Genomic DNA, 22,671 nt, shown 5'->3' with positions numbered 1-22,671 from the left:
TATTGGATTTATTACTAGTGATTTAGCCATTTTTATTAAAGGTAGGTAATGGTCGTTTACATTTTCTTTACATTTCATACCATAATAGTAATTCCAGTTCTATTTAAAAGTAGAAAGTGATGTTAAGAGGGTATTAGAAAGGGAGGTAATAAGTTGAAGATTGCTATGATTAGTTGGGAGTATCCACCACAGTTTTCTGGGGGATTGGGTATCCATTGCTATAAAATTGTACACGCCTTGACTCATATCGGAGTGAAAGTCGATTTTTATCTACCAGCATATAATACAGAGAACTTTGATATCCCAGAAGGAATGACGATGCACCATCTGCAAATGAGTGATTCGATTTCGACCAATGCTTATAATCAAGGAACAGATTTGGACACAATAAAAAAATTTATGATTCAACTTGAGGAAAACTTTAAGCCAGAAGGTATAGACCTGATTCATGCACATGATTGGATGGGGGTTTTTGCGGCTAGTCGACTTGCTGAGCGTTACAATATTCCCCTCATTTGGACAATTCATTCTACTGAATATGATCGGGCAGCGGGAATGCCTGTTAACCCAGGAATATTAACAATAGAACAAGAAGCCTTAAAAAATGTGAAGCATACAATCACTGTTTCAAATAGGTTAAAACAGAGCCTTGTTCTCGACTATAACGCAGATCCAAATAAAATATCAGTTATCTATAACGGAATTGAAAGTAAGTCTTTTCAGGAGATTAGTAAACGTAATTATCAAAAGACGGATGGATACATTTTATTTTTGGGAAGGGTAACCGGGCAAAAAGGCCCTGATGATTTTTTGAAAGCGGCACAAATACTTCTTTCAGAACGGGATGATATTCGCTTTATGATTGCAGGAGATGGAGATTTGTTAAAAAGATTAAAGCGAAGGGCAAAGAGGTGGAGGATTTACGATCGCATCGAATTTACAGGAAGTGTGTACGGAGATCAAGTACTTGATTGTTACGAAAAAGCAATTATTTTTGTGTTGCCGTCAGTATCAGAACCGTTCGGTATTACAGTACTAGAAGCTATGGCTTCAGGTTTGCCGACTATTATCTCTACAAACACCGGTGCTGGTGAAGTTGTCAAGCATGTTATATATGTTGAACCAAATCAACCAAATGAACTAGCTCAAGCTATTATTACTCTACTTAATAACCCGCAACTTAGACAAACATTAGGAGAAGAAGGGGCGAGAGAAGTAAGCACACTAACATGGGAAAATATTGCGAATGAAACGAGGTCACTATATTCGAGACTTCTAGATATGTAGTAAATTATTTTGTTATTTAAATGAAGAACTAAGCAACATTCGATAAAAAGAATATTAGAAAAGGGGTAAGAAAATGTCAGATAATAAACAGATCTTGCTTCCTTCAATTGAACACATAGCCTCTGCATATGAAAAGTGTTATGAAAAAGAAAACAGAAAGGTCCAATCAATAATTCTTAATTCTACTATTCCGAAATTACGAAAATGGATTGTAGAGTATAGGCTATCGTATCTTAACCAAGAAGGAAAAGAGGTAGAAGAGTCTTTAATTGGAAAAAGATTTTCTGATCATAAAAAAGGAAATGATAGTTTTCGAGTGTTGCAATATCTATGGGAATACGGGATGGGAATGGAATCATCATATACGATTATCCGCCCCATTGCTTATTTTGAATCTTGTATGTTGCTCTTGATGACAAAAGCACCAGGGGAATCACTTAAAGAATGTCTTTATACTGATGATAATTACATCGAACTCGCATCACGCATCGCTTTCTGGTTAAGGAAACTACATTCCATGCCTGTAGCGGAATTACGTGAAACTAAGCGAACTAGAGCGGAAGCAGATATTACGTTTTTCTATCAAGAACTTGCGATGTTGCTACCTGAAAAAGGAGAAAGATTAAAAACTCTACATGACGGTTTACTATCTACATCGCCCAATCCATGGACTGGCAAATACGTAATGCTACACGGTGATTTCCATTTGGAGAATATATTTGTCGATAACACTCATGTAACTGCAATTGATTTTGATCACCATTTTAGTGGAGATCCTGCTTGGGATGTAGCCTATTTAACTTGTCAATTACAAGTATTTGGCTTTTTAAAGAAAGGTGATTTTCAATTTTTTAAATCATTTATTCATAGTTTCATTGAAACCTATCTTCATGATACCTCCAAAGGTTATCGCTCAGAGTTTATTAAACGGATATCTTTATATCGAGCTCGTTCATTTTTTGAAAGCCTGCACTATGAATTATGTGTGCTCCATTCAGGGAATTCGGAGATAAGAGATGTATTTTTGAATGAATGTGAAAATCTTCTTAAGGGGGTGAATTCACTTGGATAGTTCTTACGTTCCGATAGCAATTGTTCACCATGCTAATCAATATTTGATTACAAATGGCTATCAAAATCGGACGGGGTTAGCTGAAATTATTGGCCCACCGGATGCTTCAAGTGGTTTACGGGCAATACTTGATTTACATGCTGAATATGAAATTCCATTTCATCTCCATGTTAGTGGTACACTGATTGAGGCTTGTGCATGGTTTGATCCACTATTTCTTCACGAGATTTCAGAATTGCAGGAGTCAGGATTAGTTGAGATTATCGGCTCTACTTATGCACAAAATATAATGACTTTATTTGATTCGGAGCATAATTATCATCAAATACAGGAGGAGCTTAGACTTATTAAGAATTGGCTTTCAGCCGATGTAAATGGATTTTGGATACCGGAACGAGTATGGAATACAGAAAAATTATCAAGAACTCTCACAGATAAGAACCTTAACAACGGAGGGTTTAAATATACGTTACTCGATGATCGCTTGTTTTTACCAAAAGCTAAAAGAGAGAGCTTTGATAAACAATATACATTTCACCCTGAATTGTTTGAGGCATATCAAATACAGGACGGAAATGGTTTAATAGGCCTCCCGCTGTCCTGTGAAATGCGATATAATCTTTTGATTGATTCCGAGCAAAATGAACAACGATTAAATGCTCTTATTCAAAATCTTTCTAAAGCTATAAAGGATGGAAGAGATATTATTGCAATCTATGGTGATGACATGGAGAAGGTAGCTGGGATTCCACCTTGGAATAAGGATGCTATCGAACAATATCGACGTTTCCTCACATGGCTTACCAAGAAGGTGAATGTAAAATCAGTTCTTCTAAATGAATGGCTACAATCAATTACTATTCAACCAACAATTCCAATTGGAACAGGAACATATCGAGAGTTAGAAAAAGAATTTGGGGCAGGCAATGATTACATGGGATGGGCTTCATCAGCTCAATGGCTACCGTATCAAAAGATCTTTAAAGAAACATGGTCAAAATTACAATGCCTAGTTCACAATTGTGATAATCAATCACCAATACTTGATTTGGCTAGAAAACATTTACTCGCCTGCGCTTATGAAACAGCATGGCATGATGCCCCAAATAGTATACACACGGATATAGGAAATCGTAAGAATGATGAGAATATAATTGGAACACCAGCACCGTGGGCATGTACTCTTGCTAGTCATGCTCGAGCCGCATATGTACTAATGGAGGCGGTGAGGTGGGAACAGGCTTCTAGTGGAAATAAGAGTATCTATGCCTATTTAAAGGATATTGACGATGATGGGCATGAGGAGATTATCATACGTAATAATAATCTTGCTGCAGTAATTACACCCCGTTTTGGTGGGCGTATTATCTATATGTTCTATTTTGATAAGATTAATAGTGCACTTTTAATCGGAAATCCGTCAGATGATTGGAATTGGCTAGAAGAGCTAAATGATTATATGGATATTCCGATAAATCATCCTGGTGCACTCGCGGATGCGAAATTTGAACACGATGCCTATGTAACCCATTCAATATTAATAGGAAAAGATGAAGCGGAAGTAGAAATTGTTAATAAACAAAAAGAAAGTCCAGCATATGGATTGAAAAAACGCTTTTCGCTTAAAAAGGATGAAAAGCAAATTAATATTAAATATGAGCACATTCCAACTGACATTTTACCTCTTACAATTGATATAGGATTTTCTCCTGATTATTTACGGCTTTTGCGGGAAGGTCGTTCTTCAGTTATTCCCTATCATATTGGTGAGAAACGGGGCTTTCGTAACGGGAAAGTTTTTACTTGGTCTTCTTTAAATAGTGAGGATTCGAAATGGGAAATACCTCGGTCACCTATATTTGGTCATGGGTTTTTATTAAGTGTAACGGCTTATTCCGATGAAGTTTCACTTAGTTTAGGAGTTGATAAAACATAAGTTAATGAAAGAACGAAGCAATCGCTTGGTTTTACGTTCCGTACCAATACCAGATAACAAATAGACTTTTATTATATCCCTGCCTTAGTGGAGTAGTTAACAATGCCTATTTTATGGTGGACAATACACTATGGAAATACAAATGAATAAGTTAGTAATAAATAAATTGAAGTGTTATTAAACAAACCACTAAGGGGGATTAGGGGTGAATGCACTAGTTATCGGAACAGGTTATGTTGGAACTACCACCGGATTAGTATTATGTGAAAATGGTCACAAGGTTATCGGTTTAGATATTGATGACAATAAAATAAACTCCTTGAATGAGGGCAAACTATATTTTTATGAAAAAGGCTTGGATGAGTTGTTAATTACTCATTTAAATAGGGGGAATATATCGTTTACAACAGAAGCAATGGATGCCATTCAGAAAAGCGATATAATCTTTATTTGTGTTGGTACTCCGGAAAAAGAGGATGGCAAAGCAGATTTGCAATTTGTTAGAGAAGTATCAATGATGATTGGAAGATACATCAATAATTATAAAATTATTGTGAATAAAAGTACTGTCCCAGTTGGAACAGCTAGAATGGTATCAAATATAATTATGGAAAACAATAGAGATAATATCCCGTTTGATGTAGTTTCTAATCCGGAATTTTTAAGGGAAGGGAATGCCCTATCTGATGCAATAAATCCCGATCGTATCGTAATCGGAAGCTTAAATCTGGAAGCAGCGAAAATGATGTGTGAGCTTTATGCAAATGTGACAGCCCCAATAATTGTAACAACCCCGGAAACTGCTGAATTAATAAAGTATGCCTCAAATTCCTTTCTTGCCCTTAAAATCTCCTTTATTACCCAACTTTCAGAACTTTGCGATTCTATGAAAATAGATATAGATGAAATTTCTATGGGGATGGGATTAGATCACCGGATTGGACCTTATTTTTTGAAAGCTGGCATTGGTTATGGGGGCTCATGCTTTCCAAAAGATGTAAATGCTTTATTATCAACATCAAAGGATTATGGTGTGAATTTATCTATCTTGGAACAGGTAGTCTCTGTCAACGAATCAAAACCACTTTATTTTGTAGAAAGAGTTAAAAGAACATTAGGGGGATTAAAAAATAAAACAATTGCTGTATTAGGAATGGCGTTTAAGTCAGGTACAGATGATACGAGAGAATCGCCAAGCTTAAGAATCATTGAGTACCTTTTGAAAGCTGAATGCACTGTAAGAGTTCATGATCCTGTTGTTACTACTTCAGTGAAAGAGGTTGAACAATTCACGGATGTCATAGACACTGTAAGAGAAGTAGATGCTGTATTAATTTGTACAGATTGGGAGGAGTATAAGCAAGTGGATTGGAAAAAGGTAAGAGAGGTAGTCAAGCAGCCATACGTTTTTGATGGGAGAAACATACTGAACAAGGATGAACTTGCGTTGGTGGGTTTTAGTTACCAAGGAATAGGAAAAACATAGGTAATTTTTTGTAAGCCGCATGCATAAAAATGGTCATCATGTATTCGTAAAGATGACCATATTTTATTTATATAGACATTTGAAAAGCCCTAACCAACCTAAATATATTGTGTGCGGGTGTTTTGGCCAGAGAGGAGGAGGTTATTTGTCTGTTTTTGAATTTATTCTGCTCGGGTTAGCAAGTTTTCGTCTTACAAGATTGTTGGTGTTTGATAAAATCACGGAGTTTATTCGCAGACCATTTCATAAGGTAATTGAAGAAGAGCTCCCAGATGGGACAGTTGAAGAATTTATTCAGCTTAAAGGGACTGGACTTAGAAGATGGATTGGAGAGCTGTTAAGCTGTTATTGGTGTACAGGAATTTGGTCAACTGCTATTCTTTTTACATTATATGAACTATATTTACCATTATCAGAACCTCTTATTCTTATATTTGCGATTGCTGGGCTGGCATCAATAATTGAAACCTGTGTTTTGAAACTACTAAGATAGTCTTGTAGGTAAAATACACATTTTCTTTTTTAATCCATTTCTGTCCATGCAGATTGTGGACATTTACCATAAATTAGAAAATAAGAACGATAAAGAGGTGAGAAGAATGGGGAAGAGGGACAAAGAAAAGTCAAAAAAATATAATGAAATCCGGATAATCGTAAAGGACGAAATGGATAGTGTATTAGAAAGTCTCTCCATCAATGTTCAATTTAGTTTTAGCTCAAAACCAGAAGTGGAACCAACTATTGATATCATACAGAATGCTACAGAAGAAGAACCCACAGAAGAACTTTCCGCAATAAATCCTGACGATCCGCTTTATGAGAATTATAATTATTGAACGAAAGGACTGCTTGCTTTTTAAAGTATAGCAGCCTTTTTCTTTAAAGAATACATAAAATTTGGATTTTCTAATCATTTGTCCCACACAAGATAATATCCCAGGAATACTATATATTGATAGTCTTATACATGAAAAAATATGTAATCTCTATTTCTAATAAAAAAACAAATGGAAACGTTGTGAGGTGGACTTGAATTGAATAAACAAGTGAATGTAGATTGTAAGGAAGTAAAAAAAATTTTAAAAAATATCTCTGTTCAAGCAAATGAGGGTGCAGAAGTTACAGTTGTAAATAATAATTCATCACTTAAAATGATCGGAAAAGGCGTACATGGAGCCGTATTCCAAGTGAATGATGATGTTTGTGTGAAGGTATATGGCGAAGAAGACGTTTGTGCACGTGAGCTTTATGCGTTAAATCTCGGTCAAAAAACAAGTCTTTTCCCAAAGGTCTTCTGTAGTGGACCTAAATATATTGCGATGGAAATGGTTTACGGAATTGATTTACGTGAATATCTCCAATCCCAGCCATTAACAAAACACTTATCGGAAAAGCTAATACATCTTTTAACCACATATAAGGAAATTGGTCTTGAAAGGATCGACCACCATAAACGCCATATTTTTGTACAGGATGATGGAAATTTAAAGGTTCTTGATGTAGGTACTACGGTATGGAGAAATCGTGTCTACCCATACCCTCGAAAACTAATTAATAGCCTTGGAAATCAATATAAAGAAATGTTTTTAGAGCATGTTAAAGAAATGGCTCCACAGCTGTTCGAAGAATGGAAGAAGTATATGGACATGGAAAAATACGCAACCGCACTACACGAAAGATACTTTGCGCAAAAGGATGTAAAGTTAAAAAAATTGAATAAAGAAGAAAAGGTATTGTTAACTGAAAAAAATGAATGGGATTCAAAAATTGATGACCTCGTTAGGAAGGTTCATAAAGAGCAATGGATTAAAGCCTTGACTGCACGAGGGATGGACATTGAAAATGTAAAGGCAAAAGCCAAAGAGCTTGAACGAGAATACATCTATGGAAAAACGAAGAATGTAAAGGAAAATGCAAGAGTTTACTCTTCTTTAAAACAGAAAAGGAAAAAGTAACTTTACTTTGCGTTGAAGTTCTTGCTTAAAGGAGGATAATTGTTGAAGGTTTTAGTGATATGGCGCTTATTGACAGTTGGAGGTGTGAACGCGGGCTGGAGAAATCGAGCCGTATATTTCAAAAAATATGGAATCGAAACAGACTTTATGTATGTGAAAGATCTTGGTGGCATGCATATCATGGAGGATGTCGCAACAGTCTATCTAACAAATGATAAGAAAGAAATTGTGGATATTATTCAAAAAAACAAGTATGACGTGATAATTATTTGTGATACGAAAAAGGGCTATAAATGGATTCGAAAGGCCAACTACAAAGGGCCTCTTATCTTAGAGGCTCGGACCCCGGAAATACTTAAGCTTACTCGCCATCTTCCTGATTTTGACGAGTTCACGCCTGACCGTATTATTGTACCCTCTCATCACCAAAAGCGACTTGCATCTATTCTAATCGATTCAAATGCACCTTATGAGGTGATTTATAACGGAATTGACACAGAATTTTTCAAACCTCTTCAGCCCGAAGAAACCCACTTAAACAAGGATCCCATCATTCCTAAAGGGAAAAAGGTAGTGGCCTATATTGGTAGATTAGATGGGCGGAAAAACTGGAAGCTATTAATGGAAATTGCCCATCGAATTAAAAGTGAACGAGATGATATTGAAATTTGGATCATCGGTGGAGCAAGTAGTGTGCAAAGAGAGGAATTTGAAATCTATTGGAAAGAGCACGGCTTAACCGATACCGTCAAATGGTATCCGGTGGTTGCTTATCAAGAAATGCCCCATATGTACTCGAAGGTTCGCCAGTCAGGCGGATGCACGATAGCAACGACAAAGGGGGAGTCCTTTGGAAATACCTTTATTGAATCAATGGCTTGCGGGGTACCGGTTGTCGCTCCTGGTATCTCATCCATTCCGGAGATTGTCGAGGATGGAAAGAATGGATTGTTATATATTGAGGAAAATGCACAAGATGCAACGAAAAAAATCTACCAAACTGTCGATTCCCCAGAGTATTATCAAACATTATCGGCTAATGCTAGAGATCGGGTAGTATCAAACTTTTCACTTGAAAAATGTGCAGAAAGCTATGTCAGATTACTTCAAGAGTTGACAGGGGGTGAAGGGCATCCAACCAACTAAGTATCATCAATTATTCGAAGGAAAATCAAATAACGCTCATCTCTTTTCATTCGATAATGGTAAACAGTATATAGTGAAATTTTTAAAGGAAGGCCAAGAAAAGGTATTGTTTAATGAATGGTTTGGCTATTCCATTGCACGCTATCTCCAACTTCCAATTCCACCAAGCCGCTTGGTACAAATCCCGCAAAACTACATTAAAGAATTGACTGATGGGGAGCTTGTGAAAGTGAATAATACACAGTTCGCAACTGAGTATATCCCAAACTGTCAAAACGCTCACGAATTAACTACACCAAATGTCATCAATCGCAAGCAGCTTGCGGGAATCATTATTATGGATTACTGGCTGTATAATCTAGATCGGACGAAAAAAAACGTACTTTTTAAAAAAGTGGTCGAAGGGAATCACGAACTTTATATTATCGATCATGCTGACTTGTTTGGCTCATATGCTTGGGATAGTAGAAATCTCTCAACCTACTGTAGAAAGCTCATGAAAAGTGCGACACATGAATTAATTGCAAGCTTCATAGAAGATGAGAAAGATTTTTACGACCAATTAGCCATCATTCAATCGATCCCAATCCATCTATTAAACGAAATTGCTGACTACACACCAGAAGACTGGGGAATTACAGAAGAGGAGAAAAAGCAGGTTGTTGATTATTTAGTATGTCGTCGAGATATAGTTCTTCACAAATTAATTCGGGACTTTATCAAATCACGCTACCGACCACTTCATTCAAACACCTAAATGGCAGTTGGTTTATGAAGAATATTTTTTAGCTTTGAAATAAGCAAAAAGTCCTTCATCAAGGGTATGAAGGATTTTTTGAGTCTATGAAACTAGTAAAAAGTCCTTCATCAGGGTTGTGAAGGACTCTTCAGTCTCATTTACAAAGCAAACGGTTCTTCAATGCGATTAGTTTCTAATAGTTTACAATAATTTTATTAATGGAAAAGGTCCCCATTGGTAACTCCTGACTATATACAAACCCATCAACTACGACCGAATGGCTGTCTTCATTTTTCGGTAGACTAATATCAAACTGAGGGAAGATGATGGTATCGTTTGGTAGGAGCGGGTTTGGATCTACATATTTAATCCAATATTCTCCATTCTCCTTAATTTTTTCTTTCCAGTTATCATTTAAAAAGACCCAATCAATATCGGAATCAATAAAGCTTTGTGATTTTTTTGTTACGATTTTTCCACTTAAAGTACCGACGTCTTTAGGAGTTAGTTTGATGCAAACGATCATATCATGTAAGGCTTTTGTTCCTGTATTTTTAATTATGAAATCACCTATGATGGTAATAACATCATCCTCCGTTGCTGGTAAGAGGGTAGAATAAGCAAAATGGGCTTGAATGCTCGCTAATGCTTCAACTGGTTTTTCCTTTGGTGCCTCGGCTAGATGTTTAGATAAAACAACTTTTTGTTGGAGTTGTGATGAGCGTAATTTTTCCTCCTCAAGCTCAACCTCAAGCTGCGTGAGCTTTTCCTTTAATTTATATATTTCCTTCTGAAATGTTTCAATTTGTTGGTCCTCAATTGCATATAATTTTTCTTGTAAATATTGATTCCGAACTTTTTCTTTTTCAATTCTTGCTTGAAAGGATTTCAGTTTGTGTTCGTAGGATACAATTTCGGATTGATAATGAATAATACGTTGCTTGAGTTGGATACTGTCTTCATGATGGCCTTGCTGTTGTTTTGGTTTCAATGGTATCCCTCCTCTCCATTACAGGGTATGTAAGAAATGTTGGATTTGTGTTTTTGGACCTAACAAAAATAAACTAGACTGTTGATGATTCAACAGTCTAGTTTAACCAGTGCTTCTTAGTGATGAGCAGGAAAAACTTCTGGACATTGTGGTGGGAATTTTTCTGTTGGACATAACACGACTTCTTCTAAGATTTCTTCACGTGGTTGGCAGTGTTTGGCTTCAATTTCTAACTTCACATCAGCTTCACTTTGAACTTCTAGGCAGAGAGTAAGGTTGATATCTAGCTGTTGGATATCTTTCTCACAAATTAATGTTGCATCGCATTCAGCTAATGAAACATGAACATTTAAGTCTGTTCCTTCAGGAGCACATAATAAGAATGTTTGAGTCGTTACGAATGGAATTGGAGTTTTTGTCTTACATATCACATGATCCATTTCATCTAGGATTTCTACTGTTATAAAGCCTCTAATTAGAACTTTTACCCTTTGCAGAGTTACTTGGTCACCATTAGGTAATGTTACAGTAACTGGATGGCGTTGCCCGATTTCTTGAACAGTCACTTGGTTTTCATTTTGGAAGCCAGTTTCAACCGGATTACCCTTGGCATCACTTAGGAAGCAATTAACTGTTACATGGTCAAAATGTTCTAGTTCATTACAAAGTTCCTCTAGTGTGCGCTCTGTATGACCATCACATTTGAACTTTACAGGTAGTTTCTTTGTGAATGAAAGATTTACGTCAATCTGGCGAGTGATCCAGTCATATATTTTTCTGGTCAGTATACAAACTTGTTCTTTGTCTCTATGATGCATTGAACTCACTTGTGTGTTCCTCCTTTTTGTTGTAATCACCCTTTGGGTATTGGGGCTACTGTATAGTATGTTTTAGGTAGTCAAGTGTGCTGTGACAATAGCGGAATTTTGTTCATATGATATGGAGAATCAATACTTTACATTAGGTAAAGGAAAGACATGAGGAGGGATAAAAATTGAATCGAAATTCTAGTAATCCAGTTTTTTTACAACAAAAAATTATCCATTTACAGTCAGAACTAACAAAATACAAATCCAATCATAAGGAAAAATTACTATTGGAAAATCAAAACTTAAGGGAACAAATCAACCAATTAAGTTCTGAAAATGAGTTACTAAAACAACAGTTTGTTTCATCTAATGTCCGCGAAGCAGCAGAAAAGAATGTGGGTGAACCAATTAATAAAATCCAGAAAACACGTCTGAACAATGAATCAGAGATCATGAAAGATGGGTGGTTTTTTAGCAATCTTATTCATGAAAGAAATAAAAAATAGGCAGAACGTGGAAAACAATATGCGATAAAGGGACATATACTAACACTATACCAATCTATGGAGGAATTAAAATGGATAACAATACGAAAAAAAATTCTTCAGATAGCATTAAGGTTTTTTCTTCCTCTAATAAAAATAAACCTGTTAAGAAAAAGTCTGGTGGCTGTGGGTGTAAGAAGGTTAAGTAAAAAAAGTAAACCTCTCATCAATGTTTGGTTATTGATGAGAGGTTTTTATTATAGAAAAAAGGCACTTCACCTCGGACAAACACCGCTCCAACTCACTCTCATATATCATATTTTATTCTATGTATATATAGGAGGTGAGAGAGATGTTTGGATTTTCAATGGTCCAATTTACAAGAAATTATGGCTCAAAGATGGACAAAAATCTTAGAAAAAATCTGGTTAACTTATATCGACCGTTTAAATGGACACCTTGTTTTTTACACAAAGGTCTTGAAGGAATTATTAAAAAGACTAGAAAATTTGAGGTTATTATAGAATATCAAGATGGTAAAACAAATGCAGACAACGTTAAAGAGGTTTTAAACCGTCATATGCGTTGTAAGGTTAAATATGAATTTAAAACCATTCCGAGCTGTTCAGCAACTGTTACAGCGGCTGGTTTAGAGGAACTTTTGCAAACATGTACAAATGTAAAACGAGTCTATTTAAATTCGGAAGTAAAAGCATTATTAAATGTTGCGACTCCTGCGGGTAGGGCTGATCATGTTGTTCGAAATGAAACAGAACTTACAGGTGAAGGCGTAACAATAGCGGTCATCGATACTGGAATTTATCCACACCAAGATTTGGAAGGTAGAATAATAGATTTCCAAGATATAGTGAGGGGGCATGTTGAACCTTATGATGACAATGGACATGGGACCCATTGTGCAGGTGATGCAGCGGGAAATGGAGAGGCTTCTGGTGGGAAATATAAGGCACCTGCACCAAATGCAAACGTTGTTGGTGTAAAAGTATTGGACAAACTTGGCTCAGGATCATTAGATAATGTAATGAAAGGTGTAGAATGGTGTATCCTAAACAACCAGGATTCGACCAATCCTAGAATTGATATTATCTCCATGTCACTTGGCGTAACAGCTCAACGATTAAGCAATGAAGATGCTGACCCGATGGTTCAAGTCGTGGAAAAAGCATGGGACAGTGGAATTGTCGTTTGTGTCGCTGCGGGAAATGAGGGTGATGATCCGACTACGATTGCGAGTCCAGGTATAAGCAATAAAGTAATAACTGTTGGTGCACTTGATGATAAAAATACGCTTGATGATCGCAAGGATGACACAATCGCCGAATTTTCAAGTAGAGGCCCGACGATCTATAATGTTCCAAAACCAGATATTGTAGCTCCGGGTGTGAATATCATTTCATTACGTTCTCCCAATTCCTATCTTGATAAGTTCCAAAAAGCAAGCCGTGTCGATGGAAACTATATCACCTTATCTGGGACATCTATGGCAACACCATTTTGTGCTGGTGTAGTGGCGTTAATGATTGAAAATAAAAAGAATCTGAATAAACCTTATACCCCAGATGATATTAAAAAGGATTTACTAAAAGGAGCAGATACATGGAAAGGCATCGATTACAATACGTATGGTGCTGGATATATCAATGCAGAGAATTCGATAAAATAGGCATTTAAAACAGGCTCAAGAAGCCTGTTTTTATCATTTTATAGTGTAATTGGAGGTGTAGTCACATTGAGCAAAAAATTTGAGACCGAAATTGAACGCTTTGTTACTGACTATTATAAAGACCATGATGAAGCAATAGGAAAGCTTGATAAATGGGCTGCAGAAAATGAAAAGGGATTAAACCAATTGGATACACAGGCCGGGAAATTTGAAAAAGAGCTTGAAGCACAAATGGGAAAGCTTGATAAACGGGCTTTAGAAAACGAAAAGGGAATAAACCAGTTAGATACACAGGCTCAAGGATTAGAAAAAAGTCTTGAACCTAAAATGGAAAAGTTAGACCAATGGTTTTCAAAGAAACAATTGGAGTTTGAAAAGCAGATGGAGGATTAAATATTTTTTAAATTCCACATTTGCCCTGTGCACCTGTCCTCACAAAATCCACCTTCTAATCATAGTTTATAATGTACTCTTTATATAAGGAGGTGCTAAATATGGGCTTCGGATACGGTGGTTGCGGCTATGGCGGCTATGGTTACGGTGGGGGCTACGGCGGTGGATCAACATTTGTTTTGATCGTCGTATTATTCATCCTATTAATTATTGTAGGTACTTCTTTCGCTTACTAATCACAACATTTCCCCAAACAGAAGTACGAGTCAATCGGCTCGTACTTTCTACATTTAATAAAATGACATAGTTTTTTCCCCAACCTTCGCACCACTTTTAGTCGGGGGTCATACGATATAACACAATGTAAGGAGGCTTCGAAATGGATAATAACTTTTTTAAGAATATCGAAAAGAAAACAGGCGTAAATATGCAGGAGGTACTCCAGTTAGCAAACTCTTTGCAAAACGCAAATTTTAAGGATGAAAATACAGTTCGCAATGTAATTAAAAAGGTTTCTAAAATTGCAGGAAAGCCAGTAAACAAACAAATGGAAGATAAAATTGTAAACAGCATTGTTAACGGTAAAGAAAAAATGGATTTTAACACCATTTCAAAAATGATTAACAAAAAGTAAGGATAGGGGTCTGGCGAAATAGTCAGACCTTTTTCTATATGTACCCCTACATAAACAAGGAATGTTTCGAATTTTATTAATAACAAAACAAAACAATGCATATTTTTAAAAACAGGGAGGGAAAAACATGGGTTATATCTTACCAATCAACAATGATCAATATAATCAATATGTACACCGCACTACGAACTATAAAACAACCCAAATAAAACTCCATCAGGTGAATCCAACTTCATTGAACTTTAATCAACGTTCCTATGATTTACATGAAATTGAACATAAAACGATGACGAAAAAGCAAAGCCAATACATTGAGAACATCCGTGCACAATATACTGGCGAGGGTTTGCTCTTTAACAAGTCCATTTAAAATGGGAAGGCTAAAATTCCTGAACGTACAAGCCTTCCTCTTCACGCCATTCTGCATAAAGTAAATCGTTATAATTAGCTACCCCTTGGCTTTTCAATTCCGATTGTAACCAACTTTCAGAAAAACCACTTTCCTTTAAATTTTCTTGGATTAACACACCATCACTTACTATTATAATAGGGAGTCGCACCTTTTGTTCTGCCGTATTATAGTCTTGACGTGTTGGTGGTTCATATGATGATATTTTTAAGACACTGATTGAGCCATCTCCTTCGAATTTTTTGTGTGATCAATTCAATCACATAAATTAATACCCCCCAAATAAGTATGGCAAATAGAATTTGGAAGATCTCAATATTTTGGTCGAAAACTGCATTCCCAACCAATTCACCAAGTACCAATACGGAGATAAAATCAAAAGCAGTAATTTGGGTTATTTGTGTTTTTTTCAAGTATTTTTGTAAGAATTTGTAACCCAAAAAGACCAATCACTAAATCAAATACAATTTTAAAAAACTCCAACAATCTCACCCCTTTATCATTGTAGAATGAACAGGTTCTCCCTTTTTTATCCATGAAAAAAGGATGCCATATTGGCATCCTATAATTCCTTAATCATCGTGACATGAGGGATACCAGCATCCATAAAAAGACCCGATACGGTTTCATATCCTAGTTTTTTATAAAAATTTTCTGCTTGTGTTTGAGCATTGAGCTTTAATTTTGAAATGCCTTGCTCTTTCGCAATGTCCTCCATCTTATGCATAATGACATTTCCAGCTCCTTTTTTACGGTGTGAAGCGAGGACACAAATACGTTCCACTTTACCGTATTCATCTAGCACTCGGAAACGTCCAGCTCCTACAGGTTCATTGTGATCATAAAGGACAACATGTGTAGCTTCATCTTCATATTGATCAATCTCTTCTTCAAGGGGTACATTCTGTTCTTCAACGAAAACTACTTTTCTAATTGTGTAGGCATCGTCTAGTTCTTTGTTGGTTGTTACAATTCTTGCTTCCATACTGTGTTTAATTTTCCTTTCCTAAACGAAATGTCTCATAAACGGTCCATGAACCGTTTTCTAGCTGATACAGGAGATGGATTCGGTCAATTTGCTCCTCGTGGTCCATTTTTAACATACGTAATTGACCATATACATCTGAATGCTCATCACTGGATAGCTTTTGCCCAATTGTAATATGGGGAACAAACGCATACTCGGATTCTCCTTCAAAATAACCAGAGTGAAGTGCATTATGTAATTTTTGTAATTCTTCATTAGGATCGACTTTCAAGTAAATTACATTATTAACAGGTGAAAAGGAGCTAACTTTTAAGACCTTTAATTGAAATGGTTCGACCTGCTTGGAAACCGCATCTAATTCCCTTGTAATATCCACAATTTCATCATCGGATGCTTCAAATGCATTCTTAACCGTGATATGTGGTGTAATTAATGCATAATGTGGGTCATAGCGTTTGCGATAAGAATTAGCCGTGTCTTGAAGTTTTTTGGACGGGAAGATAACAATGCCATATTTCATTTTATTGCCCTCCTAATGGTTTAATAAATTCAAAACGTGAACCAAATGATGTTTTACGAAGATAATAACACAATTATATCAAATATCTGAAAATGATAGAATACTTAAAACAGAATCAAATACGCTTTGGCGTATTTGCGCCCGATTTTTAGGCCCACATGAAGTGGGTCATGAAGACGTTGCCACAGGATGTGGCGTTTTTAGTCTTCGATCTTACTGCTCGAAAAATTTCCATTGAAAAATCGTGGCATCCGCCGGAGGCTTTAACTATATTTAGAAAAGTTGAAGACTTCTACTGAATAAAGTTATAACAACATTTTTGAAAGGGCCCTTGGTAAATCAGGCTGCCAAAACTTCCATGTATGGTTGCCATTAAATTCCTCATAAAAATAGGGATAACCCTTGTCCACAATGATGTCATGCAACTGACGGTTAGGTGTTAAAAAATCTTCGATATCACCTTTTGTCGTTTTCACTTCGGTTTCACCTGTTCCAATGACATGATACAAATCAAGGAGGTGTGGCTCTCCAAAATGTTCAACCTTCTGAAGAACATGCTGATTTACAAGAGGTGATTGCATGATCACCTTTCCAAATGTATGAGGGTATTCAAGTGCTGTTAAAAGTGATATAGTCGCTGCTAGTGAATCCCCAATTAGTGCTCGACCTTGGCCCATTTGATAAGTTGGAAACTCTTGATCAAGGAATGGTACCAGTTCTTCCCCTAAAAAGCGCTTATATAAATGGTGTTGCTCACCATCGGGGTGATACTTCCTACGGCGGTCCGCAACGCTTTTATAAGGAACCCCAACAATAATGGTATTGCTAATTTCACCAGTTTCTAAAAGCTGATCTGCAACTCGTGCAACCCTGCCAAGATTAAAATAATCTCGTCCGTCCTGAGCGATGAGAACATTGTATTTAAATAGGGGAGTGAAGGCAGCTGGTAGATAAACAATTAGTTCAAGTTCTTCGTTTAAAATCTTACTATGTATAGTCATTTCCCTAACTGTGCCTTTATTAACCATCGTCTTATTAATCCTCCAATAAACAATTTACATCCTTAATTATACAGTTTTAAAAAAGGAAAGCACAGAAAAAATCCATATCATTCTAAATACTTATTATACGTGTTTTTCTTAGGTATGGTTTTACACTAAAATTTGATTGACAAACCTTTAAAAGCGATGTATATTATGAATTATTCATACATATTGATTCCGTAGCTCAGCTGGGAGAGCACTACCTTGACAGGGTAGGGGTCGGAGGTTCGAGCCCTCTCGGAATCATCAACTAAAAAGCTTCAAATCTCTTTTTTTATAAGGGATTTGGGGCTTTTTTATTTAACTTTTCAACATAATACAAAGTTTGAATATAAATGAATAATGTAAATGCATTACAAAATTTAATGGTTTGAAAATGTTACATAAAGTTTAACTTTTGAAATTCCTTGAAAGGAATGTGGCGGAAATGAATCAAGAGAAGCTAAAAGAATATTTAAAAAAACTCAGGGGCGATGTTCAAACAACCATTTTTCAACATACCCAAAACAATTATGTCGATTCCACAAATCTTAGTAAAACTAATTTAAGAGCTTTTTTTATATTGAATAGAATGCTTCAACCAAATATCAATCGTGTTTTACTCGAAGAAGGATTTTTGCCACTTTCTAACAGTAGTCCCCATATCATGTATTCCTTAAATAAAATCATTCAACACCTTTCAAAAGAAGATTCTATCCCACATTCAAATAAGGAATATATTGAAGTAAACGCCGCGAAAACATTAAAAGAAGAACGTAAAGATAAATTGTTTGGAAAAGCACCAAATACCAAACAACAAATTATGGTAACCCTGGATAGTTCCATGCTTAAAACGCCTGAAGTTTTTAATGATCTGTTGAAAGCCGGCATGACAATTGCGAGAATTAACTGTGCTCATGACGATTTAATGGTTTGGAAAAAGATGATTCAAACATTAAAAATGACTGAAGCGAAGTATCAAGGAAGTGGTGCTGGAAAAGCTTCTGAATGCAAAATTTATATTGATCTGCCGGGACCCAAAATTCGAATTGGGCCAATTATATCTAGTAAAATAAAAAAAGGCATGAAAGAAAATGTTATAAAAATAAAGAAAAATGATGTTTTACGAATTTATAAAGACGATCAATTTGTTGGCCATCCGAAAAAGGGATCAGAACCAGCATCTGTCGGAATTACCCTTCCGAAAGCAGTGCGGAATGTTCGCATAGGAGATAGGGTGTATATTGATGACGGGAAAATCTTTGCCAAGGTCTCATCGATTACTGGAACATATATTGAATTGAAAATTATATTAACAAGAAGATTGGAAGAAATAATATCCCCGGAAAATGGAATAAACTTTCCAGACTCTCTTGTCCATCTGAATGTTCCAGCCGTTTCAAAATCAGATTTATCCATTTTAAAATCAATGTACAAAGATATTGATATAGTCGGAATCTCATTTATTAACCATCCAAAAGATATCCAAATTGTAAAGCAGCAGATAGAACTTCTAACAGATGAAAAAAAAGGAATCGTTGCAAAAATAGAAACAAAAAATGCCTTATTATCTTTATCTAAAATAATTATGGAAGGATTAAATGACAATTTGTTCGGAGTCATGATCGCAAGAGGGGATTTAGTAATCGAAATTGGATTGGAGCAGTTTTTAAGTGCCCAAGAAGGAATTCTAGAAATCTGTAATGCCGCACATATTCCAGTCATATGGGCAACAGGAGTCTTAGAAAATATGAATAAAAAGAATATCCCATCAATAACGGAATTAACAGATGCACATGCCGGTTTGAGGGCAGATTGTATTATGCTTAATAAAGGTCCTTTTGTTCCAAATTCAATTGAATTTTTACAAAAGCTCAACGAAATTAACCTTGACCCACAATTTCATTTGAGAAATTCATTGGTGCCATTCGTTCAATTTGATTTTTAATTTGGGCTGTATTTTCGAAAAGGTGAATAAAAAAACCACCCAAATAAATGGATGGTCTCGATTATTTGATAATTAAGTTTAAGCCGATTTAATCACAGTCGCTTTCTTTTCTTTACGCTTTTTTGCGTATTCAGCAGTTGCTGTGAATAGAACGTCGGATGATGAGTTCAGGGCAGTTTCACAAGAGTCTTGTAGGACACCGATGATGAAACCAACACCAACGACTTGCATCGCAACATCGTTTGATATTCCGAATAAGCTTGCAGCTAATGGAATAAGTAAAAGGGACCCACCAGCAACACCTGATGCACCTGCAGCTGAAATTGCCGTAAGAACACTAAGAATGAGTGCTGTTGCAAAATCTACTTCAATGCCAAGAGTGTGAACCGCGGCAAGTGTTAGGACAGAGATTGTTACCGCAGCACCTGCCATGTTAACGGTACCACCTAATGGGATAGATACGGAATAAGTATCTTTATCTAATCCGAGTTTTTCACAAAGATTCATGTTTACTGGAATATTGGCAGCTGAGCTACGTGTAAAGAAGGCTGTAATTCCACTTTCTCTTAAACACTTAAAGACGAGTGGATATGGATTTTGGCGAATGTAAAGATAAACAATCAATGGATTTACAACTAATGCGATAAAAAACATACTGCCGAGTAGAAGGGCGAGGATTTTACCGTATTCTATTAATGCTGAAAGTCCACTTGTAACAAATGCATCGAACACTAGGCCCATGATTCCGATCGGGGCTAGATTGATTATCCATTTTACAACTGTCGTGATTGCGTCAGAAACATTTGATAATAAAGTCTTTGTTGTTTCATTTGCATTTTTTAAGGCAATACCAAAAACGATTGCCCAAGCAAGAATTCCGATATAGTTTGCATTTATTAGTGCGTTAATTGGGTTGTCCACAACATTAAATAGTAATGTTTGGAGTACCTCTAAAATCCCACTAGGAGGAACAACGTCTTCTGCACCTGTAACGAGTGTCAGTTTAACCGGGAAGATAAAGCTTGCTACAACAGCGACAAGTCCGGCTACGAATGTACCAATCGCATATAATCCAATAATTGATTTGATATTTGTTTGGGTTCCACTTCGATGTTTCGCGATGGCGTCAATAACTAAGAATAAGACCAATACCGGTGCAACTGCTTTTAATGCACCTACAAATAAAGAACCGAAGATTGAAACCCATTTTGCACCCTCAGGTACTACTAAAGCCAAGAAAATACCTGCGATAATGCCGGCAAGTATTCGGTTAACAAGGCTAATTTGATTCCATCTGTGAAACAATTCCTTCATATTCTTTCCCCCTTTTTCAGAGTCGTCCATAGCCTTAGCTTTAGAATGGTAATATTAGATTAATATAATATTTGTAAGTTTAACATGAATATTGGTAATTGTGAATGAATTTTAAAAGATGGAAATTATTTCAGCATTTATTGAGCATAAATTGGAAGCAACCAAAGTCCAATTAAAGAGGGCTTGGTTTATATTAGTAGGTATACGAAAATAATTTTTGTGAAACTATTATTTTCACGGTTGTTCCAATTTCAAATTTTAACAGCTGATGTTCACTTTGCATATACTCTTAAGTAACAAAACGAAAACTTTTAAGGGGGGAGATAATGAAGATTCTATTAGCTACATTTTGGCCTCTACCGCAAGCAGGAGGGGTATGGAGTTACGTACAAGGATTGTATAAAGCTCTCATTAATATGGATTTTGAAGTTGACATTTTAAGTCATCATACGATTGAGAAAAAATATCATATCATAAATGACGGTCGATCTATAAATAAAGCAATAATTACTGATTCTGTTCAGAAAAATTTTCAGCCATTTTTCAAATCCAGTCATCCTGATATGTATTCAATAATCAAACATGAAACTGAAAGATATGGTTTTGAAGCGGCGGCTGCCTATTTTGATTTAAAAAAATACGATATAATTCATACACAGGATGTTATTTCTGCAAAAGCCCTTTCACGAGTAATACCTAAAGACACTCCTTTAATCTCAACCCTCCATGGATGCTATACATTTGAGTACATCCGCCATGTTAAAAAAGCTGTAACCGAATCTGAATTGCAAAAATGGAAACAAACATATATATCACGCTATTTTGCAGCAGAAGAGCATTATGGTGGTGTTGTAAGTAATGTTACAATTGTGCCAACAATTTGGTTAAAAAATCTTCTGAAAAATGAATTTAATATTCCTGAAAAACAATTAACAGTAGTCCCATACGGGATAGATATTGAGCATTTTATTAAAAATATGGAGGAGCAAACGGAGCCATCTCCACCCGAAGCCAATATAATAATAGGTTGTCCTGCAAGATTAGATAGAGTAAAAGGACATAAATTTTTACTAGAAGCCTTAGCGAAATTAAAGCAACAGCGAAATGACTGGATTTGCTGGTTCATAGGAGACGGCATTTTACGCAAAGAATTAAAAAATCACGCAAAATATTTGGGGATTGAGGAACAAATTATCTTTTTAGGAACTAGAAAAGATGTGCCCGCATTATTAAAACAATTGGATTTGATGGTTTTACCAAGTTTACAGGATAATCATCCATTTGCTCTAATGGAGGCTCAAATCGCTGGAAAACCAATTGTTACAACAGATGCAGGTGGAATTCCAGAAATTATAACCCATGAAAAAACGGGATTGATTTCTCCTAAGGGGGAAAGCGATATTTTATATCAAAATATAAAGAGAGTATTGGAAAATAAGACACTTAGTAACAGGCTTTCTGCTGCAGCAAAAGAGCACGCCATGAATAATTGGCCAATTGATAGGATGATAAACCGTACGCTTGCTATATATCAGCAGTTTATTTAAGGTGAGATGTTAGTTCTTATGGTTCCTTTTGAAAAAATTTTCGATGACTTTCACAAACTCAGGGTCTGGGATCTTATAATTGTCAGGTAGTAATGCTCGGATTGTTTTCCATACCTCTGAATCGTCCCCAATATCATGTTTTGTTAAATATTTAAGGCTACTGTCTCGCCCTTCGATATTTTCTTGTATATTAGTATTTAATTTTAGATCCTTTTGTTCCAGGATGCTTAAACTCTCTTTTCGTTTATTTTTTTTTTGTTTTTTTTTGTGATTTTTGGCTTGATGCTTGGAATTATCCTTATTATC

24 protein-coding genes, 1 tRNA gene and 1 pseudogene are annotated in these 22,671 nt (G+C 35.9%); 18 read left to right on the top strand and 8 right to left on the bottom strand.

Annotated features, from left to right (window positions below; genetic code table 11):
• Positions 1–153 precede the first annotated feature (153 nt).
• The 9 genes from V7147_RS07500 (at position 154) to V7147_RS07460 (ending at position 9,639) form a co-directional block, all read left to right on the top strand.
• Positions 154–1,287 (top strand): glycosyltransferase family 4 protein, encoded by a 1,134-nt coding sequence (locus tag V7147_RS07500; RefSeq protein ID WP_335367227.1) that lies wholly within the window; start codon positions 154–156, stop codon positions 1,285–1,287.
• A gap of 73 nt (positions 1,288–1,360) precedes the next feature.
• Positions 1,361–2,359, top strand: a complete 999-nt coding sequence (locus V7147_RS07495; RefSeq protein WP_335367226.1) for a phosphotransferase family protein — start codon at positions 1,361–1,363, stop codon at positions 2,357–2,359.
• A complete protein-coding gene (locus tag V7147_RS07490) occupies positions 2,352–4,295 on the top strand; it encodes a hypothetical protein (protein ID WP_335367225.1) in 1,944 nt (647 codons plus the stop codon). The genes V7147_RS07495 and V7147_RS07490 overlap by 8 nt, the downstream gene beginning before the upstream one ends.
• A gap of 205 nt (positions 4,296–4,500) precedes the next feature.
• A complete protein-coding gene (locus V7147_RS07485) occupies positions 4,501–5,781 on the top strand; it encodes a UDP-glucose dehydrogenase family protein (protein WP_335367224.1) in 1,281 nt (426 codons plus the stop codon).
• A 145-nt stretch (positions 5,782–5,926) separates the two neighbouring features.
• The gene (locus V7147_RS07480; RefSeq protein WP_335367223.1) at positions 5,927–6,274 is read left to right on the top strand and encodes a DUF1360 domain-containing protein; all 348 of its coding nucleotides are present in this window, start codon (positions 5,927–5,929) and stop codon (positions 6,272–6,274) included.
• Positions 6,275–6,380: 106 nt separating this feature from the next.
• Positions 6,381–6,617, top strand: coding sequence for a hypothetical protein (locus tag V7147_RS07475; RefSeq protein WP_335367222.1), 237 nt, complete (start codon positions 6,381–6,383; stop codon positions 6,615–6,617).
• Positions 6,618–6,815: 198 nt separating this feature from the next.
• Entirely contained in the window at positions 6,816–7,736 is a 921-nt protein-coding gene (locus tag V7147_RS07470; protein WP_335367221.1) for a hypothetical protein, read from the top strand.
• A gap of 42 nt (positions 7,737–7,778) precedes the next feature.
• Positions 7,779–8,882, top strand: a complete 1,104-nt coding sequence (locus V7147_RS07465) for a glycosyltransferase family 4 protein (RefSeq protein WP_335367220.1) — start codon at positions 7,779–7,781, stop codon at positions 8,880–8,882.
• Positions 8,860–9,639: a HipA family kinase gene (locus V7147_RS07460; RefSeq protein ID WP_335367219.1), complete on the top strand. Its 780-nt coding sequence runs from the start codon at positions 8,860–8,862 to the stop codon at positions 9,637–9,639. Before V7147_RS07465 ends, V7147_RS07460 begins: the two co-directional genes overlap by 23 nt.
• Before the next feature lie 175 nt (positions 9,640–9,814).
• Here V7147_RS07460 and V7147_RS07455 read toward each other — a convergent pair whose 3' ends face one another.
• Positions 9,815–10,612 (bottom strand): hypothetical protein, encoded by a 798-nt coding sequence (locus tag V7147_RS07455; protein ID WP_335367218.1) that lies wholly within the window; start codon positions 10,610–10,612, stop codon positions 9,815–9,817.
• A gap of 116 nt (positions 10,613–10,728) precedes the next feature.
• Positions 10,729–11,430 carry a hypothetical protein gene (locus tag V7147_RS07450; RefSeq protein WP_335367237.1) on the bottom strand — a complete coding sequence of 234 codons (702 nt, stop codon included), beginning with the start codon at positions 11,428–11,430 and terminating at the stop codon, positions 10,729–10,731.
• 176 nt (positions 11,431–11,606) lie between these two features.
• Between V7147_RS07450 and V7147_RS07445 the strand changes: the two genes are divergently transcribed.
• The 6 genes from V7147_RS07445 to V7147_RS07420 all read left to right on the top strand — a co-directional run bounded on the left by V7147_RS07445 (position 11,607) and on the right by V7147_RS07420 (position 14,987).
• A complete protein-coding gene (locus tag V7147_RS07445) occupies positions 11,607–11,927 on the top strand; it encodes a hypothetical protein (RefSeq protein WP_335367217.1) in 321 nt (106 codons plus the stop codon).
• 331 nt (positions 11,928–12,258) lie between these two features.
• Positions 12,259–13,590, top strand: a complete 1,332-nt coding sequence (locus tag V7147_RS07440) for a S8 family peptidase (RefSeq protein WP_335367216.1) — start codon at positions 12,259–12,261, stop codon at positions 13,588–13,590.
• Positions 13,591–13,656: 66 nt separating this feature from the next.
• Positions 13,657–13,983, top strand: a complete 327-nt coding sequence (locus tag V7147_RS07435) for a hypothetical protein (protein WP_335367215.1) — start codon at positions 13,657–13,659, stop codon at positions 13,981–13,983.
• Between the two features lie 101 nt (positions 13,984–14,084).
• The gene (locus V7147_RS07430) at positions 14,085–14,219 is read left to right on the top strand and encodes a YjcZ family sporulation protein (protein ID WP_083497171.1); all 135 of its coding nucleotides are present in this window, start codon (positions 14,085–14,087) and stop codon (positions 14,217–14,219) included.
• Positions 14,220–14,362: 143 nt separating this feature from the next.
• Positions 14,363–14,617, top strand: a complete 255-nt coding sequence (locus tag V7147_RS07425; protein WP_057996487.1) for a stage VI sporulation protein F — start codon at positions 14,363–14,365, stop codon at positions 14,615–14,617.
• Between the two features lie 127 nt (positions 14,618–14,744).
• Positions 14,745–14,987, top strand: a complete 243-nt coding sequence (locus V7147_RS07420; protein ID WP_335367214.1) for a hypothetical protein — start codon at positions 14,745–14,747, stop codon at positions 14,985–14,987.
• Between the two features lie 10 nt (positions 14,988–14,997).
• Here the strand turns inward: V7147_RS07420 and V7147_RS07415 are convergent.
• The 4 genes and pseudogenes from V7147_RS07415 to V7147_RS07400 form a co-directional block, all read right to left on the bottom strand.
• Positions 14,998–15,509: pseudogene (locus tag V7147_RS07415) on the bottom strand (DUF421 domain-containing protein).
• A gap of 79 nt (positions 15,510–15,588) precedes the next feature.
• Positions 15,589–16,011: a GNAT family N-acetyltransferase gene (locus V7147_RS07410; RefSeq protein ID WP_335367213.1), complete on the bottom strand. Its 423-nt coding sequence runs from the start codon at positions 16,009–16,011 to the stop codon at positions 15,589–15,591.
• 7 nt (positions 16,012–16,018) lie between these two features.
• Positions 16,019–16,534 carry a YjcG family protein gene (locus V7147_RS07405; RefSeq protein WP_335367212.1) on the bottom strand — a complete coding sequence of 172 codons (516 nt, stop codon included), beginning with the start codon at positions 16,532–16,534 and terminating at the stop codon, positions 16,019–16,021.
• Positions 16,535–16,839: 305 nt separating this feature from the next.
• Positions 16,840–17,562: an alpha/beta hydrolase gene (locus V7147_RS07400; RefSeq protein ID WP_335367211.1), complete on the bottom strand. Its 723-nt coding sequence runs from the start codon at positions 17,560–17,562 to the stop codon at positions 16,840–16,842.
• 188 nt (positions 17,563–17,750) lie between these two features.
• Here V7147_RS07400 and V7147_RS07395 point away from each other — a divergent pair.
• Both V7147_RS07395 and V7147_RS07390 read left to right on the top strand, forming a co-directional pair.
• Positions 17,751–17,823, top strand: a tRNA-Val gene (locus V7147_RS07395).
• Between the two features lie 181 nt (positions 17,824–18,004).
• Positions 18,005–19,504, top strand: a complete 1,500-nt coding sequence (locus V7147_RS07390) for a pyruvate kinase (RefSeq protein WP_335367210.1) — start codon at positions 18,005–18,007, stop codon at positions 19,502–19,504.
• A gap of 78 nt (positions 19,505–19,582) precedes the next feature.
• On the opposite strand, the gene sstT is transcribed toward V7147_RS07390, so the two are convergent.
• Positions 19,583–20,818, bottom strand: a complete 1,236-nt coding sequence (gene sstT, locus V7147_RS07385) for a serine/threonine transporter SstT (RefSeq protein ID WP_335367209.1) — start codon at positions 20,816–20,818, stop codon at positions 19,583–19,585.
• 326 nt (positions 20,819–21,144) lie between these two features.
• Between sstT and V7147_RS07380 the strand changes: the two genes are divergently transcribed.
• Positions 21,145–22,365: a glycosyltransferase family 4 protein gene (locus tag V7147_RS07380; protein ID WP_335367208.1), complete on the top strand. Its 1,221-nt coding sequence runs from the start codon at positions 21,145–21,147 to the stop codon at positions 22,363–22,365.
• A 9-nt stretch (positions 22,366–22,374) separates the two neighbouring features.
• Here the strand turns inward: V7147_RS07380 and V7147_RS07375 are convergent.
• Positions 22,375–22,671, bottom strand: a 297-nt coding sequence (locus V7147_RS07375) for a hypothetical protein (protein ID WP_335367207.1), incomplete at its 5' end; no start/stop codon positions are given.

Origin of the sequence: Bacillus sp. JJ1521 (assembly GCF_036965165.1) — a bacterium.
In the GTDB taxonomy this organism is placed as follows: domain Bacteria; phylum Bacillota; class Bacilli; order Bacillales; family Bacillaceae_L; genus Ferdinandcohnia.
The sequence above is the reverse complement of the archived record's forward strand: the minus strand, read 5'-3'. Positions and strand labels throughout refer to the sequence as shown.

Coding starts and splice junctions, on each gene's coding strand:
- V7147_RS07495 (WP_335367226.1), top strand. CDS start 1,361: ATGTCAGATAATAAACAGATCTTGCTTCCTTCAATTGAACACATAGCC.
- V7147_RS07475 (WP_335367222.1), top strand. CDS start 6,381: ATGGGGAAGAGGGACAAAGAAAAGTCAAAAAAATATAATGAAATCCGG.
- V7147_RS07450 (WP_335367237.1), bottom strand. CDS start 11,430: ATGCATCATAGAGACAAAGAACAAGTTTGTATACTGACCAGAAAAATA.
- V7147_RS07440 (WP_335367216.1), top strand. CDS start 12,259: ATGTTTGGATTTTCAATGGTCCAATTTACAAGAAATTATGGCTCAAAG.
- V7147_RS07430 (WP_083497171.1), top strand. CDS start 14,085: ATGGGCTTCGGATACGGTGGTTGCGGCTATGGCGGCTATGGTTACGGT.
- V7147_RS07425 (WP_057996487.1), top strand. CDS start 14,363: ATGGATAATAACTTTTTTAAGAATATCGAAAAGAAAACAGGCGTAAAT.
- V7147_RS07420 (WP_335367214.1), top strand. CDS start 14,745: ATGGGTTATATCTTACCAATCAACAATGATCAATATAATCAATATGTA.
- V7147_RS07410 (WP_335367213.1), bottom strand. CDS start 16,011: ATGGAAGCAAGAATTGTAACAACCAACAAAGAACTAGACGATGCCTAC.
- V7147_RS07405 (WP_335367212.1), bottom strand. CDS start 16,534: ATGAAATATGGCATTGTTATCTTCCCGTCCAAAAAACTTCAAGACACG.
- V7147_RS07400 (WP_335367211.1), bottom strand. CDS start 17,562: ATGGTTAATAAAGGCACAGTTAGGGAAATGACTATACATAGTAAGATT.
- V7147_RS07390 (WP_335367210.1), top strand. CDS start 18,005: ATGAATCAAGAGAAGCTAAAAGAATATTTAAAAAAACTCAGGGGCGAT.
- sstT (WP_335367209.1), bottom strand. CDS start 20,818: ATGAAGGAATTGTTTCACAGATGGAATCAAATTAGCCTTGTTAACCGA.
- V7147_RS07380 (WP_335367208.1), top strand. CDS start 21,145: ATGAAGATTCTATTAGCTACATTTTGGCCTCTACCGCAAGCAGGAGGG.